12 protein-coding genes are annotated in these 15,188 nt (G+C 58.8%); 5 read left to right on the top strand and 7 right to left on the bottom strand.

Annotated features, from left to right (window positions below; genetic code table 11):
• From crcB to ftsK, 4 genes are all read right to left on the bottom strand, one after another.
• The gene (gene crcB / locus AB4N47_RS06800) at positions 1–375 is read right to left on the bottom strand and encodes a fluoride efflux transporter CrcB (RefSeq protein ID WP_341637159.1); all 375 of its coding nucleotides are present in this window, start codon (positions 373–375) and stop codon (positions 1–3) included.
• Positions 375–1,697: a replication-associated recombination protein A gene (locus tag AB4N47_RS06795; protein ID WP_341637158.1), complete on the bottom strand. Its 1,323-nt coding sequence runs from the start codon at positions 1,695–1,697 to the stop codon at positions 375–377. The genes crcB and AB4N47_RS06795 overlap by 1 nt, the downstream gene beginning before the upstream one ends.
• A 196-nt stretch (positions 1,698–1,893) precedes the next feature.
• A complete protein-coding gene (lolA, locus tag AB4N47_RS06790) occupies positions 1,894–2,514 on the bottom strand; it encodes an outer membrane lipoprotein chaperone LolA (RefSeq protein ID WP_016775262.1) in 621 nt (206 codons plus the stop codon).
• Positions 2,515–2,581: 67 nt separating this feature from the next.
• Positions 2,582–4,990, bottom strand: a complete 2,409-nt coding sequence (gene ftsK / locus AB4N47_RS06785; protein WP_041477069.1) for a DNA translocase FtsK — start codon at positions 4,988–4,990, stop codon at positions 2,582–2,584.
• Between the two features lie 522 nt (positions 4,991–5,512).
• Between ftsK and aat the strand changes: the two genes are divergently transcribed.
• From aat to infA, 3 genes are all read left to right on the top strand, one after another.
• Positions 5,513–6,193 (top strand): leucyl/phenylalanyl-tRNA--protein transferase, encoded by a 681-nt coding sequence (gene aat, locus AB4N47_RS06780; protein WP_460154443.1) that lies wholly within the window; start codon positions 5,513–5,515, stop codon positions 6,191–6,193.
• Between the two features lie 58 nt (positions 6,194–6,251).
• Complete coding sequence (locus AB4N47_RS06775; protein WP_016775265.1) at positions 6,252–6,959, top strand: arginyltransferase; 708 nt, start codon at positions 6,252–6,254, stop codon at positions 6,957–6,959.
• Positions 6,960–7,071: 112 nt separating this feature from the next.
• Positions 7,072–7,290, top strand: a complete 219-nt coding sequence (gene infA / locus AB4N47_RS06770) for a translation initiation factor IF-1 (RefSeq protein ID WP_002553999.1) — start codon at positions 7,072–7,074, stop codon at positions 7,288–7,290.
• A 630-nt stretch (positions 7,291–7,920) separates the two neighbouring features.
• Here infA and clpA read toward each other — a convergent pair.
• Together clpA and clpS are read right to left on the bottom strand one after the other, a co-directional pair.
• Positions 7,921–10,191 (bottom strand): ATP-dependent Clp protease ATP-binding subunit ClpA, encoded by a 2,271-nt coding sequence (gene clpA / locus AB4N47_RS06765; RefSeq protein ID WP_016775266.1) that lies wholly within the window; start codon positions 10,189–10,191, stop codon positions 7,921–7,923.
• A gap of 30 nt (positions 10,192–10,221) precedes the next feature.
• Entirely contained in the window at positions 10,222–10,605 is a 384-nt protein-coding gene (gene clpS, locus AB4N47_RS06760) for an ATP-dependent Clp protease adapter ClpS (RefSeq protein WP_011334948.1), read from the bottom strand.
• Between the two features lie 224 nt (positions 10,606–10,829).
• On the opposite strand from clpS, the gene cspD reads away from it, so the two are divergent.
• Positions 10,830–11,114, top strand: a complete 285-nt coding sequence (cspD, locus tag AB4N47_RS06755; protein WP_122603121.1) for a cold shock domain-containing protein CspD — start codon at positions 10,830–10,832, stop codon at positions 11,112–11,114.
• An 83-nt stretch (positions 11,115–11,197) separates the two neighbouring features.
• Here cspD and icd read toward each other — a convergent pair whose 3' ends face one another.
• Complete coding sequence (gene icd / locus AB4N47_RS06750; protein WP_122603059.1) at positions 11,198–12,454, bottom strand: NADP-dependent isocitrate dehydrogenase; 1,257 nt, start codon at positions 12,452–12,454, stop codon at positions 11,198–11,200.
• A 481-nt stretch (positions 12,455–12,935) separates the two neighbouring features.
• On the opposite strand from icd, the gene AB4N47_RS06745 reads away from it, so the two are divergent.
• Positions 12,936–15,161 (top strand): NADP-dependent isocitrate dehydrogenase, encoded by a 2,226-nt coding sequence (locus AB4N47_RS06745; RefSeq protein WP_341637156.1) that lies wholly within the window; start codon positions 12,936–12,938, stop codon positions 15,159–15,161.
• The last annotated feature ends 27 nt before the right edge of the window (positions 15,162–15,188 follow it).

Here is a 15,188-nt window from a genome sequence, read left to right as displayed (position 1 = left end):
TCAAAGTTTGGTCAGGGACAGGCCGGCCCACGTCGCGAGCAGCCCGCCGAATACGCTGAGTGCGGCATAGCCCAGGGCCAGCAACACTTGCCCGCTTTCCAGCAGGCGCACCGTATCCAGTGAAAAGGATGAAAAAGTCGTCAGCCCCCCGAGGAAGCCGACCATCAACCCGGCGCGTACTTCGATCGGCACCTCCGGGCGTATCAGAAACAGGCCGTACAACACGCCAATCAGCAGGCAGCCCACGATATTAACGGCCAGCGTCGCGGTATAGAAGTGCCGCGGCCAATTGGCGCTGACCCAATTACCGGTGGCGAAGCGCAACAAGGTGCCGGCAACACCGCCGACCGACACTGCAAGGACCAATGGGACCACTATTTTCTCCGCTGCCGAGGGCTCAGACGATCGAGCTGAGCGAGGTGATTGAGCTTTTCGCCGATCTTCAACTCCAGGCCACGGGGCACTGGCTGATAGAACGGAATCGGCTCGAGTTCTTCCGGAAAATAGTCTTCACCGGCGGCATAGGCGTCCGGCTCGTCGTGGGCGTAGCGGTATTCGTCGCCATAACCCAATTGCTTCATCAGCTTGGTCGGTGCATTGCGCAGGTGCAGCGGGACTTCCAGCGAGCCGTTCTCAGCCGCTGCGCGCAGCGCGGTTTTGAAGCCCATGTACACCGCATTGCTTTTCGGTGCGCAGGCCAGATAAGTAATGGCCTGGGCGACCGCCAATTCGCCCTCGGGGCTGCCGAGACGCTCCTGCACTTCCCACGCCGCCAGGCACAGGCTCAGCGCACGCGGGTCGGCGTTGCCGATGTCTTCGCTGGCCATGCGCACCACGCGCCGGGCCAGATAAAGCGGATCGCAGCCGCCGTCGATCATCCGCGCAAACCAGTACAGCGCGCCGTCGGGATTGGAACCGCGCACGGATTTGTGCAGGGCCGAGATCTGGTCGTAGAACGCTTCACCGCCCTTGTCGAAACGCCGACGGGTGTCGCCGAGCAGGCTTTGCAGCAGCTCGATGCCGATTTCGCTGTTGTCTTCGGCCAGATCGGAGGCGTTTTCCAGCAGATTGAGCAGACGCCGGCCATCGCCATCGGCGGCCGACAGCAGCATCTGGAAGCCTTCATCGCTCAGGGTCAGGTTGCGCTTGCCCAGCCCGCGCTCTTCGGTCAAAGCTCGATGCACCAGTTTGCGCAGCGCCGCTTCGTCGAGGCTTTTCAGCACGTAGACGCGGGCACGCGATAACAAAGCGTTGTTCAGTTCGAACGAAGGGTTTTCGGTGGTGGCGCCGATGAAGATCAGCGTGCCGTCTTCAACGTAGGGCAGAAACGCGTCCTGCTGCGACTTGTTGAAGCGGTGCACTTCATCGACAAACAGGATCGTGCGCTTGCCGTACTGGCCGGCCTGCTGCTTGGCGATTTCAACGGCCTGGCGGATTTCCTTGACCCCGGCGAGCACCGCCGAAACCGTTTCGAAGTGCGCATCGGAGATTTCTGCGAGCAAGCGCGCCAGGGTGGTCTTGCCCACGCCCGGCGGCCCCCAGAAAATCATCGAATGCAGCGCGCCCTGCTCCAGCGCCTCACGCAGAGGCTTGCCGCGAGCGAGCACGTGTTCCTGACCGACGTACTCATCCAGATTGGCTGCACGCAGACGCGCGGCCAAGGGTTGAGCAATCGGTGCACTGCGAAACAGATCCATCACGTAGCGTTGAAACCTCTGATTTTCTGAAATCTGCTGAAGAACCTGTGGTGAGGGGATTTATCCCCAATTGGGCTGCGAAGCGGTCCCAAAAGCGACGACTGCTGCGCAGCCGGACGGGGATAAATCCCCTCGTCACAATAGCCCCTCAATAGCAGGCCCTCACCACAAAGGCCCTGACACAAGGGGCCGGTGTTTATTCCTGGATAACGTCGGCACCCTTGGGAATGTCGAATTTGAACTTGGACGCAGGCACCGCTTCGTTGGCCTTGACCCCGGTAAACAGGATATTGGTGCGCTGGCCGACGCTGTCAATCAGTTGCATGTCATTGAGCAGGCCGTTGCGGAACGACAGGCGCAGGTTGTCGAACAGGGTGTCCTTGGTTTTCGGCTTGAGAGTGAAGTCGATCACGCCGCCCGCCTCTTTCGCGCTGATATCGAAGCTCTGACTGATCTTCGAGACATCGCCGGACAGCAGCAGCGCCGGCGTCTGGGTCAGACGCTCGTCGAGCTTCTTGATGGTTGCCTGCTCCAGATCCGGGTCCCAGAGGGTGACTTTCTTGCCGTCGGAGACCATGGTCTGCTCGGCCGGCGCGTTGGTGTGCCAGTAGAACAGACCCGGACGCTGCAGGGTCATGTTGCCGGTGGTTTCCTGCAACTGGGTGCCGGTGCCGTCGAGGGTCAACTGCGAGAAGTTGGCCGACAGGGTTTTCGATGTTTCAAGCAATTGGGTCAGACGCGCCACGTCCTTTTCATCGGCGTGGGCCGTGAGTGTGGTCAGCGCCAGTACTGGCAACAGCATGCGGATAAGGCGCATGAGAGTCCTCTTGAATACTCGTGGGAGAGCGGGTGGCGCGTCATTGCGCCACCCGAGTCGTTGCGTTTCAGTCGCGTACCGGGCCCGGGGCCAGGACTTCACGCGAACCGTTGGTGTTCATCGATGTGACGACGCCGGCCATTTCCATGGCTTCGATCATCCGCGCGGCGCGGTTGTAGCCGATCTTCAGTTTGCGCTGCACAGCGGAAATCGACGCGCGACGGCTTTCGAGGACGAACTGCACCGCTTCGTCATACAGCGCGTCGGCTTCCGGATCATCACCGTCACCGCCACCGCTACTGCCTTCAAAGCCGCTACCCGCCTCTTCGACACCGTTGAGGATATCGTCGTTGTATTCCGGCGCGCCGCGCAGCTTCCACGCTTCGACCACGCGGTGAACCTCATCGTCGGAAACGAACGCGCCGTGAACACGGATTGGCAGACTGGTGCCCGGCGGCATGTAGAGCATGTCACCGTGACCGAGCAGTTGCTCGGCGCCGCCCTGGTCGATGATGGTCCGCGAGTCGATCTTGCTCGATACCTGGAACGCCATACGGGTCGGGATGTTGGCCTTGATCAGACCGGTGATCACGTCCACCGACGGGCGCTGGGTCGCAAGAATCAAGTGAATCCCCGCCGCACGCGCCTTTTGCGCAATACGGGCGATCAGTTCTTCAACCTTCTTGCCGACGATCATCATCATGTCGGCGAATTCGTCCACCACTACGACGATGGTCGGCAGTTTCTGCAGCAGCGGCGCTTCGTCGTGAATGCTTTCGCGCTTGTACAGCGGATCGCTCAACGGCTCGCCGGCATCCTGGGCTTCCTTGACCTTGGCGTTGAAGCCGGACAGGTTACGCACGCCCATTTTCGCCATCAGCTTGTAGCGACGCTCCATCTCGGCAACGCTCCAGCGCAAGGCGTTGGCGGCGTCCTTCATGTCCGTCACTACCGGGCAAAGCAAGTGCGGAATGCCTTCGTAGATCGACAGCTCAAGCATCTTCGGGTCGATCATGATCAGTTTGGCGTCGTCCGGCCCGGACTTGAACAGGATCGACAGAATCATCGCGTTCACGCCTACAGACTTACCGGAACCGGTGGTGCCGGCCACCAGCAAGTGCGGCATCTTCGCCAGGTCGGTGATGACCGGCTTGCCGCCGATGTCATGACCGAGCGCCAGGGTGACCGGCGATTTGAAGTTGTCGTACTCGGGGGTCGACAGCACCTCGGAGAAACGCACGATCTGGCGGTCTTCGTTGGGAATCTCGATACCGACGGTGGTCTTGCCCGGAATCACCTCGACGACCCGCACACTGGTCACCGCCAGCGAACGCGCCAGGTCTTTCGCCAGGTTGGCGATACGGCTGACTTTTACCCCGGCGGCAGGCTGGATTTCGTAACGGGTAATCACCGGGCCCGGGTGGATCGAGTCAACGGTGACTTCGACGCCGAATTCCTTGAGCTTGATTTCCAGCAAGTGGCCGACCGCTGCCAAGGATTCAGGCGAATAGTTGAGCTGTTTCTTTTCCGCAGGATCAAGAATGGAGATCGGCGGCAAGGTGCCTTCGACCGCGCTGTCGACGAACAACGGCGCCTGCTTCTCTTTCTGTACGCGCTTGCTCGGCTCTGGGGCCTTGGCCGGTGCCGGCGCGATCACCGGTGGCACCTGCTTCTCGCGGTCGGACATGTGCTTGCTCAGCGCTTGCTCACGCTCGATCAGGCGTTCCTTGACCTTGGCCTGTTCACGCTTGTCGGTGACAGTCGGTGCGACCACATCGTGGACGCGGTCATCAACCTCACGCAGTTGCGCGACCAGTTGCTTGCGCTCGGTGCGCGCCGACCACCAGCGGTTGAGCGCGCCTTGGAACAGTTCGAACAGATCGAGGGTGATCTTGCCGGTGACGTCCATCACCTTGAACCACGACAGGTCGGTGAATACGGTCAGGCCGAACAGGAACAGCGCGATGAACAGCAGCGTGCTGCCTTGAATGTTCAGCGCATTCTTCGCCAGATCGCCAAGGCTTTCGCCCAGGGCACCGCCAGCGCCGGCCGGCAGACCGGTCGCGGCATGGAAATGAATGTGCGCCAGCGCAGCACCGGAGAGCACGAGGAACACCAGACCGATCAGGCGCCAGGAAAACAGCCAGCCGCTCCACTGCCATGGTTCGTGGCGTTGACGGAAGATCTGGTACGCCTTGACCGCCAGCAGCAACGGAAAAATATAGGCGAAGTAGCCGAGCACCATGAACAGGATATCGGCGCTGTACGAGCCGGCCGGGCCGCCGAAGTTCTGCACATCGTCGATCTTGCTGTTATGGCTCCAGCCCGGGTCGTCCTTGCCGTAAGTCAGCAAAGCCATCATCAGGAACAGGCACAAGGCGCCGATGGCGATCAATGCACCTTCCTTGAGCCGGTAGTGCAGTTGCTGGCGCCAGAGCGGAACGACTGTTTTGGGTGCTTCGGTGGTCTTCTTCAAAACGCTTCTTTTCCTGCGCCCGAGGCGCGTCCATCTATTGAATGACGATAAAAAACTGCCCAATCCAGGCAGGTAAAAAAGGTGAAAAGCTCAACTGGGACTACTTTTAACACTGTGCCACTGGTTTTATAAACACAGCCATAAACACTGTGCGCAGCGAAAAGGCCGTCACAACCCGGCATTGTACGGGTTTGTGCGCCCGACGCCATGTTTCAGACCCCAGCCTTGAGCATAGCCAATCGCACGCGCAACGCCTTGCAATTGGAGCATGCATTGCCTTTTGTGACAAAGGCTTATGAGCTGTATTTGATGAACGTAGCGAACCTGGCCGGATCGGGCTCACAGGAATGCTCAACAGCATCGACACGGCGACGCTTACGACCACGGGCGACACATCAAGTTGCAGCTCGACGCTCACCGCACCAGACAACTGTGCAGGACAGCGGCGCCGTTTCGCGGCAAACTCTTTCGCGGGGCCTGCACGCCCTCTGACCGCCCTCCCCTTCTGCAAGCCTGGATGCCATGCTGACTTGGTTACAACGTAATTCCCTGACCTTTCCGCCACTGGAAAAAGCCATGCGCGAGCCGAACGGATTGCTCGCCGCCGGCGGCGATCTGTCCGCCGACCGCCTGATCCAGGCCTATCGCCATGGCTGCTTTCCCTGGTTCTCCGAAGGCCAACCCATTCTCTGGTGGTCGCCAGACCCTCGCACCGTGCTGTTTCCCGACGAACTGCACGTCTCGCGCAGTCTCGGCAAGCTTCTGCGCAAGCAACGCTATCAAGTGACTTTCGATCAGGATTTCGACGCCGTCATCCGCGCCTGCGCTGCACCGCGTGATTACGCCGACGGCACCTGGATCACCGAGGCCATGCAGGATGCTTACGTAGAACTGCATCGGCGCGGTTTCGCTCATTCGGTTGAGGTCTGGGACGATGGGCAACTGGTAGGCGGCCTGTATGGCCTGGCAATGGGCCAACTGTTTTTTGGCGAGTCGATGTTCAGCCGTGCAGACAACGCGTCCAAATACGGCTTTGCCACGCTGGTCCAGCATTTGAAAGCAGCCGGGTTTGTGCTGATCGACTGCCAGATGCCGACCGATCACCTGCACAGCCTCGGTGCACGATCCATTCCGCGCGGCGAATTCGTCGACTATCTGCAACGCCATCTCGACCAACCGAATTCGGCGACCTGGGTTTGCTGAGCGACTTTTGCGCAGGTGGCTTACACTTAATCCACCAGCTTATCCCGAGGGTTGATTCATGACCGAGTTGGCGCGTTTGAAGTTTTATGCCACTCAGCCCCACTCTTGCAGTTATCTGCCCGAGGAGCAGGCCACGACGCTGTTTCTCGACCCGAGTCAGCCCATGGATGTGCATGTCTACGCAGACCTGTCGGAAATGGGCTTTCGTCGCAGCGGCGATCATCTGTACCGGCCGCATTGCCAGAATTGCAATGCGTGCGTGCCTGCGCGCATTCCCTCCGCCCAGTTCATCGCCAATCGCCAGCAGAAGCGTATCTACAAACGCAACGCCGACCTGCAAGTGCAGCCGGTCAAACCGCACTTCAGCGAAGAGTATTTCGACCTGTACCAGCGCTATATCGAACAGCGCCATGCCGACGGCGACATGTACCCGCCAAGCCGTGATCAGTTCTCGACGTTCCTGGTGCGTGACCTGCCCTTCTCGCGCTTCTACGAATTTCGACTCGACGGACGGTTGCTCGCAGTAGCAGTCACCGATCTGCTGCCCAACGGCCTGTCGGCGGTGTACACCTTCTACGAACCGAACGAAGAGCGCCGCAGCCTCGGCCGTTACGCAATCCTCTGGCAAATCGCCGAGAGCCAGCGTCTGGGCCTTGAGGCCGTGTACCTGGGTTACTGGATCAAGAACTGCAAAAAGATGAATTACAAGACGCAATATCGGCCCATCGAATTGCTGATCAATCAGCGCTGGGTCATCCTGAACTGAACCTGCGGCCTAAACCCCTTGGCGTAAACACCATTTTTCGGGCACAATGCACGCCGCTTTTGCCTGGCGCAGTTGCACCGGGCCATTCATTGGATACCGAGGGCTTTACTGCATGTCGAAAGAAGACAGCTTCGAAATGGAAGGCACTGTCGTCGACACCCTGCCCAACACCATGTTTCGTGTGGAGTTGGAAAATGGGCACGTCGTAACCGCGCATATTTCCGGCAAGATGCGCAAGAACTACATTCGTATTCTTACCGGTGACAAAGTGCGCGTCGAGCTGACGCCCTATGACTTGAGCAAAGGGCGGATCACTTACCGCGCTCGTTAATCAAGTCAATACAGAACGCCCGGGTAATGCCGGGCGTTTTTGTATCTGCGTTTTGAGGTTTTGGGGCTGGCGGTTTCGCGCTTACAGCATGCAAATCAAAAGATCGCAGCCTTCGGCAGCCCCTACGGTTGGATCGCGCGTATTAGACAGAAACGGGTTGACCTGCGGGCCGCCTTCGCGAGCAGGCTCGCTCCCACAGAAAAGCAAAAGCAAAAGCAAGGCAGCGCAGCTGCCCGCGGCGAAGCCGCCCCACTCAAACAATGAGCGCAAGCTCGAGTGCTTTTGATCTTGATCCACCGGCGACGTCGGAAGGCTAAGTGGAGGGATTGGTCCGGGCGTGGGAGCGCAGCGACCGTCTGGCGCAGCCAGACACAGCGCAAGGAGGTGCAGCGAAGCAAACCGGAGCCGCTGCGCCCGGATCAGTCCCGCAGCGAAGGAACCCGAGCCTGCGAGGGCCGAACGTAGGAGCAAGCGTTTTGGGTTACCTTTTTGGCGTTTGAAAAAGGTGACTCGCCGTAAGGGCGAAACCGTAATAAGCCATCTCCGCAGCAACGGATATACACCCAGAGCCCAAAAACACCGGACAACAAAAAGGCGCCCGAAGGCGCCTTTCCAATCCACATCAAGCCGTCAGGCCATCTCTGCAGTCGTTTCGAAGTCGAACGTCAACTCCCCGTCCTTGATGTCGATGTGCACCACACCGCCATGCTCGGCCAGTTCGCCAAACAGAATCTCCTCCGCCAGCGGACGCTTGATCTTGTCCTGGATCAGACGCGCCATTGGACGCGCGCCCATCGCCGAGTCATAACCACCCGCCGCCAGCCAACTACGCGCCGCATCGGTAACCTCAAGCAACACACGCTTGTCTTCCAACTGAGCCTGAAGCTCGGTGAGGAACTTGTCCACCACACTTTTGATGACCTCATGACTGAGGCGACCAAACTGGATAATGGTGTCCAGACGGTTACGGAATTCCGGCGTGAAGCTCTTCTTGATCACTTCCATCGCATCGGACGAGTGGTCCTGATGGGTGAAACCGATCGAAGCCCGCGCGGCCGTTTCGGCACCGGCGTTGGTGGTCATGATCACGATCACGTTGCGGAAATCCGCCTTGCGCCCGTTGTTGTCGGTCAGCGTGCCGTGATCCATGACCTGCAACAGCAGGTTGAAGACTTCCGGATGCGCCTTCTCGATTTCATCGAGGAGCAATACGCAATGTGGCTGCTTGGTGATCGCTTCGGTCAACAGACCGCCCTGATCGAAACCGACATAGCCAGGAGGCGCACCGATCAGGCGCGATACGGTGTGACGCTCCATGTACTCGGACATGTCGAAACGCACCAGCTCGATCCCCAGCGCCTTGGCCAGCTGTCGCGCGGCCTCGGTTTTACCGACACCGGTAGGCCCGGCAAACAGGAACGAACCGACCGGTTTGTCCGGCGATTTGAGGCCAGCGCGGGACAGTTTGATCGCAGTCGACAGCGAATCGATCGCCGCGTCCTGACCAAACACCGTCAGCTTCAGGTCACGCTCCAGGTTACGCAGCAACTCTTTGTCGGAACTGGTGACGTGCTTTGGCGGAATCCGCGCGATTTTCGCGACGATGTCCTCGACCTGTGGCACTTCGATTCGCTTGACGCGCATCTCTACCGGTTGCAGACGCTGGTAGGCGCCCGCCTCGTCGATCACGTCGATGGCCTTGTCCGGCATGTGCCGGTCATTGATGTAGCGCGACGCCAGTTCGGCAGCGGCACGCAACGACTCATCGCTGTATTCGATATTGTGGTGCTGCTCGAAACGCCCTTTCAGACCGCGCAGGATACCGATGGTGTCTTCCACCGACGGCTCGACGACATCGACCTTCTGGAAGCGACGCGCCAAGGCACGATCCTTCTCGAAGATGCCGCGAAATTCCTGGAATGTGGTCGAACCGATGCAGCGAATGTCGCCAGACGACAGCAGCGGCTTGAGCAGGTTGGACGCATCCATCACGCCACCGGAAGCAGCACCCGCACCGATGATGGTGTGGATCTCGTCGATGAACAGGATCGCCTGCGGACGCTTTTTCAGCTCATTGAGCAGCGCCTTGAAGCGCTTCTCGAAATCACCGCGATACTTGGTACCCGCGAGCAGAGCGCCAAGATCGAGCGAATAAACCACCGCATTGGCCAGCAGATCCGGCACCTGATTGTCGACGATGCGCTTGGCCAGGCCTTCGGCAATCGCGGTCTTACCCACGCCTGCCTCACCCACCAGCAGCGGATTGTTCTTGCGTCGGCGCGCGAGGATCTGCGCGACACGCTCGACCTCCGATTCACGGCCGACCAGCGGATCGATGCGACCCTGGCGCGCGAGTTCGTTGAGGTTGCTCGCATAAGCATCCAGAGGATTGCCTGAAGAAGAAGACTCACCGCCCTCGTCGTCCTGCATATCTTGTTCACCTTCAGAGTGATCGCCGTGCCCCGGTACTTTCGAAATGCCGTGGGCGATGTAGTTGACGACATCGATGCGCGCAACGCTCTGCTGTTTCAGCAGGAACACTGCCTGACTCTCTTGCTCACTGAAGATGGCGACCAGCACGTTGGCGCCGGTCACTTCGCGTTTGCCCGAGCTCTGTACGTGAAAAACAGCACGCTGCAGGACACGCTGGAAGCCCAGGGTTGGCTGGGTTTCGCGATCCTCGTCATGCACGGGGATCAATGGCGTGGTGGAGTCGATGAACTCCTGCAGATCATGCTTGAGTTTGTCGAGGTTTGCGCCGCAGGCACGCAAAACGGTGGCGGCAGCCTCATTATCCAATAGGGCCAGCAGGAGATGTTCGACGGTCATGAACTCATGACGCTTCGAACGAGCCTCCTTGAAGGCAAGATTGAGGGTGACTTCGAGCTCGCGGTTTAACATAGCTTCACCTCATACCCAAGTGGTCGGCGATTAACCGTCCTTCTCGATTTCACAGAGTAGCGGATGCTGGCTTTCCCTGGCGTACTGGTTGACCTGCATGGCCTTTGTCTCGGCGATGTCGCGGGTAAACACTCCACATACTGCCCGTCCTTCTGTATGGACGGCCAGCATGACCTTGGTCGCCAGCTCGCGATTCAGGTTAAAAAACACCTCGAGCACTTCGACGACGAAATCCATCGGTGTGTAGTCATCGTTGAACAAAACCACCTTGTACATCGGCGGCGCCTGTAACGCGGGCTTTGCTTCCTGAACAGCAACGCCTGCCGAATCGTCGTCGTGCTCCTGTGGAAGATCCTTTTGGAGAAGCGGGCGATCCTGATTGAATGTTAGTCGAATCTGGCTGATTGCATGCATGGAAAAAAAGGTTCGTCAGTTGTGCGAATACAGTGGTGGGGGCGGTTGCACACGTTTTCAACTACGACTGCCCGGTCACCTTGACTATCGGGAAAACGGTGTTACAACCAATAGAGCCCACAGTGGGTAAAAAAGATCCGCGGAGTCAATTCTTTTATCGAATTCGATTGCGGATGTCGTGGATGATACTCCAGCGATGGAGTCTGTTGCAGAGGGATTTGAGCATGGCTGTCGGCAAGGTGAAATGGTTTAACAATGCCAAGGGTTTTGGATTCATTATCGAGAACGGCCAGACAGAAGACCTGTTTGCCCACTACTCGGCCATCCAGATGGATGGCTATAAAACTCTAAAGGCCGGCCAGGAGGTGTACTTCGAACTCCTTCAAGGCCCAATAGGCCTGCACGCAATCGCGATCCGGGACAAAAAAACAGTGGATGAAGCTGGGGGTGCGGCAGAAGCCGCTGCCGCCGCGACGGACGCCATCAGTAACGCTGTTGTCGTGAGCTGAGCAACCTCACCCAAGACACCCATCCAAAAAAAACCGCCTGACTCAACCCATCGAGTCAGGCGGTTTTTGCGTACCTGCAACTTTTACATATGCGAAATCAACGCATCCCCGAACCCGGAAGACGACACCAGCTTCGCGCCATCCATCAAGCGCTCGAAATCATAAGTAACAGTCTTGGCGCCGATCGCACCGTTGGTGCCCTTGATGATCAGGTCCGCCGCTTCGATCCAGCCCATATGACGCAACATCATCTCGGCCGAGAGAATCAACGAGCCCGGGTTGACCTGGTCCTTGCCGGCATATTTCGGCGCGGTGCCGTGGGTGGCCTCGAACATCGCCACGGTGTCGGACAGGTTGGCGCCCGGCGCAATACCGATACCACCCACCTCCGCCGCCAGGGCGTCCGACAGGTAGTCACCATTGAGGTTGAGAGTAGCGATCACATCGTATTCGGCCGGGCGCAGCAGGATCTGCTGGAGCATGGCGTCGGCGATGGCGTCCTTGACCACGACGTTCTTGCCGGTTTTCGGGTTCTTGAACTGCATCCACGGACCGCCGTCCAGCAGCGTCGCGCCGAATTCTTCGGCCGCCACTTCGTAGGCCCATTCCTTGAAGGCACCTTCGGTGAACTTCATGATGTTGCCTTTGTGCACGATGGTCAGCGAGTCGCGATCATTATCGACCACATATTGCAGAGCCTTGCGCGCCAGACGCTTGGTGCCTTCGCGGGAGACCGGCTTGACGCCGATGCCGCAGTTTTCGTCGAAACGGATCTTGGTGACGCCCATTTCTTCTTTAAGGAATTTGATGACCTTGGTGGCTTCCGGCGAACCGGCCTTCCATTCGATACCGGCGTAAATATCTTCGGAGTTTTCGCGGAAGATGGTCATGTCGACATCGCCGGGCTTTTTCACCGGGCTCGGCACGCCTTCGAACCAGCGCACCGGGCGCAGGCAGACGTACAGGTCGAGCTGCTGACGCAGGGCCACGTTCAGCGAGCGGATACCGCCACCGACCGGAGTTGTCAGCGGGCCTTTGATGGAGACCACGTAATCCTTGACCGCGTCGAGGGTTTCCTGCGGCAGCCAGGTGTCCTGATCATAAACCTGAGTGGCCTTTTCGCCGGCGTAGACTTCCATCCAGGAAATCTTGCGCTTGCCGCCGTAAGCCTTTTCAACAGCAGCATCGACAACCTTGATCATCACCGGACTGATGTCGACACCAATACCGTCACCTTCGATGAAGGGGATGATCGGGTTATCAGGAACATTGAGAGAATGGTCTGCATTGACAGTGATTTTGTCACCGACGGCTGGAACCTGAATCTTCTTGTAACCCATGCTGAACTCCATTGTTTGGATTGAACACCTGGCTTGCTTCGAGCGTAACCCAGTTGAATCAACACGCAAACCCTATGTTCCTGCGCCGCGCACATCTCGTTTCGTACAAGCCTGAAAGCAAAGGGAAAAGCGCCAAACTCCAGCATTCGTAACGAGTCTTTGCCCGGTCGCGCCCTGCGACCTTTAGACCAATGGACGAGAATCGTTGCATATGAACCATCGGCAGATTGCCAGCTACCTATGTATAATGCCGCCCGCTGACCACAGGGTCACGACGGCTGGCCTCTCTAGCACGAGACTTTCCGCCTGATTGGTCGGGTTGTTACCGCAGCCTGACTGCTTGACGCTCTACTGATGCACCCAACATCACCGCGAAGAATCTCGACATTCGGTTCATGGATGACTTTGAACGAACGCGCTTACCCGGCGCCCCTCGAGTTTCTGCGCACGCTTTAGCAAAGAAGAGAGAGTTAATCCGAATATGCCCACCCGCTCGAAGATCATCTATACCTTCACCGACGAAGCTCCTGCCCTCGCCACCTATTCCCTGCTGCCGATCATCGAGGCTTACACCGCCTCGGCCGATATCGCCGTGGAAACCCGCGATATCTCTCTTGCAGCACGCATCCTGGCAAGCTTCCCCGAGCAACTGGGCGACAAAGCCGTAGCCGACCACCTCGCCGAACTGGGCGACCTGGCCGTTACGCCTGAAGCCAACATCATCAAGCTGCCGAACATCAGTGCTTCGGTGCCACAGCTGCAAGCCGCGATCAAAGAGCTGCAGGCGCAGGGCTACAACCTGCCGGACTACCCGGAAACCGTGACCAGCGACGCCGACAAAGACGCCAAGGCGCGTTACGACAAGGTCAAGGGCAGCGCCGTGAACCCGGTTCTGCGTGAAGGCAACTCCGACCGTCGCGCTCCGCTGTCGGTGAAGAACTACGCGCGCAAGCACCCGCACAAGATGGGCGCCTGGGCCAAGGACTCCAAGTCTCACGTCGCGCACATGAGCACCGGCGATTTCTACGGCAGCGAAAAAGCTGTCCTGATCGACGCCGCTGACGCTGTGAAGATCGAACTGATCGCCAAGGACGGTGCTGCCACCGTTCTGAAAGAAAAAACCACCGTTCAGGCTGGCGAGATCCTCGACTGCGCCGTGATGAGCAAAAACGCCCTGCGTGCGTTCATCGCTGCCGAGATCGAAAGCGCCAAGGCCCAGGGCGTGCTGCTCTCGGTTCACTTGAAAGCGACCATGATGAAGGTTTCCGACCCGATCATGTTCGGCCAGATCGTTGCCGAGTTCTATAAAGACGCACTGACCAAGCACGCTGACGTGCTGAACCAGATCGGCTTCAACCTGAACAACGGCATCGGCGATCTGTACGCGCGCATCAAGGCCCTGCCGGCCGAGCAGCAAGCGCAGATCGAAGCCGATATCGCAGCGGTCTACGCCGTTCGTCCTTCGCTGGCGATGGTCAACTCCGACAAAGGCATCACCAACCTGCACGTGCCGAGCGACGTCATCGTCGACGCCTCGATGCCAGCGATGATCCGTGACTCCGGCAAGATGTGGGGCACCGACGGTCAGCTGCACGACACCAAGGCTGTGATCCCGGATCGTTGCTACGCGACCATCTACCAGGCCGTGATCGAAGATTGCAAAGCCAACGGCGCTTTCGATCCGACCACCATGGGCAGCGTGCCGAACGTCGGTTTGATGGCGAAGAAAGCCGAAGAGTACGGCTCCCACGACAAGACCTTCCAGATCAAGGCTGACGGCGTTGTTCGCGTCACCGACAGCAAAGGCAAGCTGCTGATGGAACAGGCTGTCGAAGCCGGCGACATCTTCCGCATGTGCCAGACCAAAGACGCGCCGATCCAGGACTGGGTCAAACTGGCCGTCAACCGTGCTCGCGCGAGCAGCACGCCGGCGATCTTCTGGCTCGACCCGATGCGCGCTCACGATGGCGTAGTGATCGAGAAGGTTCAGGCCTATCTGAAGGATCACGACACCAGCGGTCTGGACATCCAGATCATGGCGCCGGTCGATGCAATGAAATACACCCTGCAGCGCACCCGCGAAGGCAAGAACACCATTTCGGTGACCGGCAACGTATTGCGCGACTACCTGACCGACCTGTTCCCGATCATGGAACTGGGCACCAGCGCCAAGATGCTGTCGATCGTGCCGCTGATGAACGGCGGTGGTCTGTTCGAAACCGGCGCCGGCGGTTCGGCGCCGAAGCACGTGCAGCAACTGGTTGAAGAGAACTTCCTGCGCTGGGATTCGCTGGGTGAGTTCCTCGCCCTGGCCGCCTCCCTTGAGCACCTGGGCGTGAACTACAACAACCCGAAAGCACTGGTGCTGTCGAAAACCCTGGACCAGGCCACCGGCCAGTTCCTCGACAACAACAAGTCGCCATCGCGCAAAGTCGGCAACATCGACAACCGCGGCAGCCACTTCTACCTGGCGATGTACTGGGCTCAGGCCCTGGCTGCCCAGACCGAAGACGCTGCACTGCAAGCGCAGTTCGCGACTCTGGCCAAAACCCTGACCGAGAACGAAGCGACCATCGTTGCCGAGCTCAACGCCGTGCAGGGCAAGCCAGTCGACATCGGCGGTTACTACCACGCCGACGCCGAGCTGATCAGCAAGGCCATGCGCCCAAGCGCAACCTTCAACGCGGCGATTGCTGCGCTGGTTTAAGGTTGTAATGGGAACATCACAAACCCC

Source organism: Pseudomonas sp. S3_G06, from assembly GCF_054667565.1.
Note: the sequence above shows the minus strand (reverse complement) of the source record. Positions and strands in the feature narration are given on the sequence as shown.

Bases quoted from the DNA above. Each gene is read 5' to 3' on its own strand.
- AB4N47_RS06745 (WP_341637156.1), top strand. From the start codon at position 12,936: ATGCCCACCCGCTCGAAGATCATCTATACCTTCACCGACGAAGCTCCT.
- clpS (WP_011334948.1), bottom strand. From the start codon at position 10,605: ATGCATGCAATCAGCCAGATTCGACTAACATTCAATCAGGATCGCCCG.
- AB4N47_RS06795 (WP_341637158.1), bottom strand. From the start codon at position 1,697: ATGGATCTGTTTCGCAGTGCACCGATTGCTCAACCCTTGGCCGCGCGT.
- icd (WP_122603059.1), bottom strand. From the start codon at position 12,454: ATGGGTTACAAGAAGATTCAGGTTCCAGCCGTCGGTGACAAAATCACT.
- lolA (WP_016775262.1), bottom strand. From the start codon at position 2,514: ATGCGCCTTATCCGCATGCTGTTGCCAGTACTGGCGCTGACCACACTC.
- aat (WP_460154443.1), top strand. From the start codon at position 5,513: ATGCTGACTTGGTTACAACGTAATTCCCTGACCTTTCCGCCACTGGAA.
- AB4N47_RS06775 (WP_016775265.1), top strand. From the start codon at position 6,252: ATGACCGAGTTGGCGCGTTTGAAGTTTTATGCCACTCAGCCCCACTCT.
- cspD (WP_122603121.1), top strand. From the start codon at position 10,830: ATGGCTGTCGGCAAGGTGAAATGGTTTAACAATGCCAAGGGTTTTGGA.
- infA (WP_002553999.1), top strand. From the start codon at position 7,072: ATGTCGAAAGAAGACAGCTTCGAAATGGAAGGCACTGTCGTCGACACC.
- clpA (WP_016775266.1), bottom strand. From the start codon at position 10,191: ATGTTAAACCGCGAGCTCGAAGTCACCCTCAATCTTGCCTTCAAGGAG.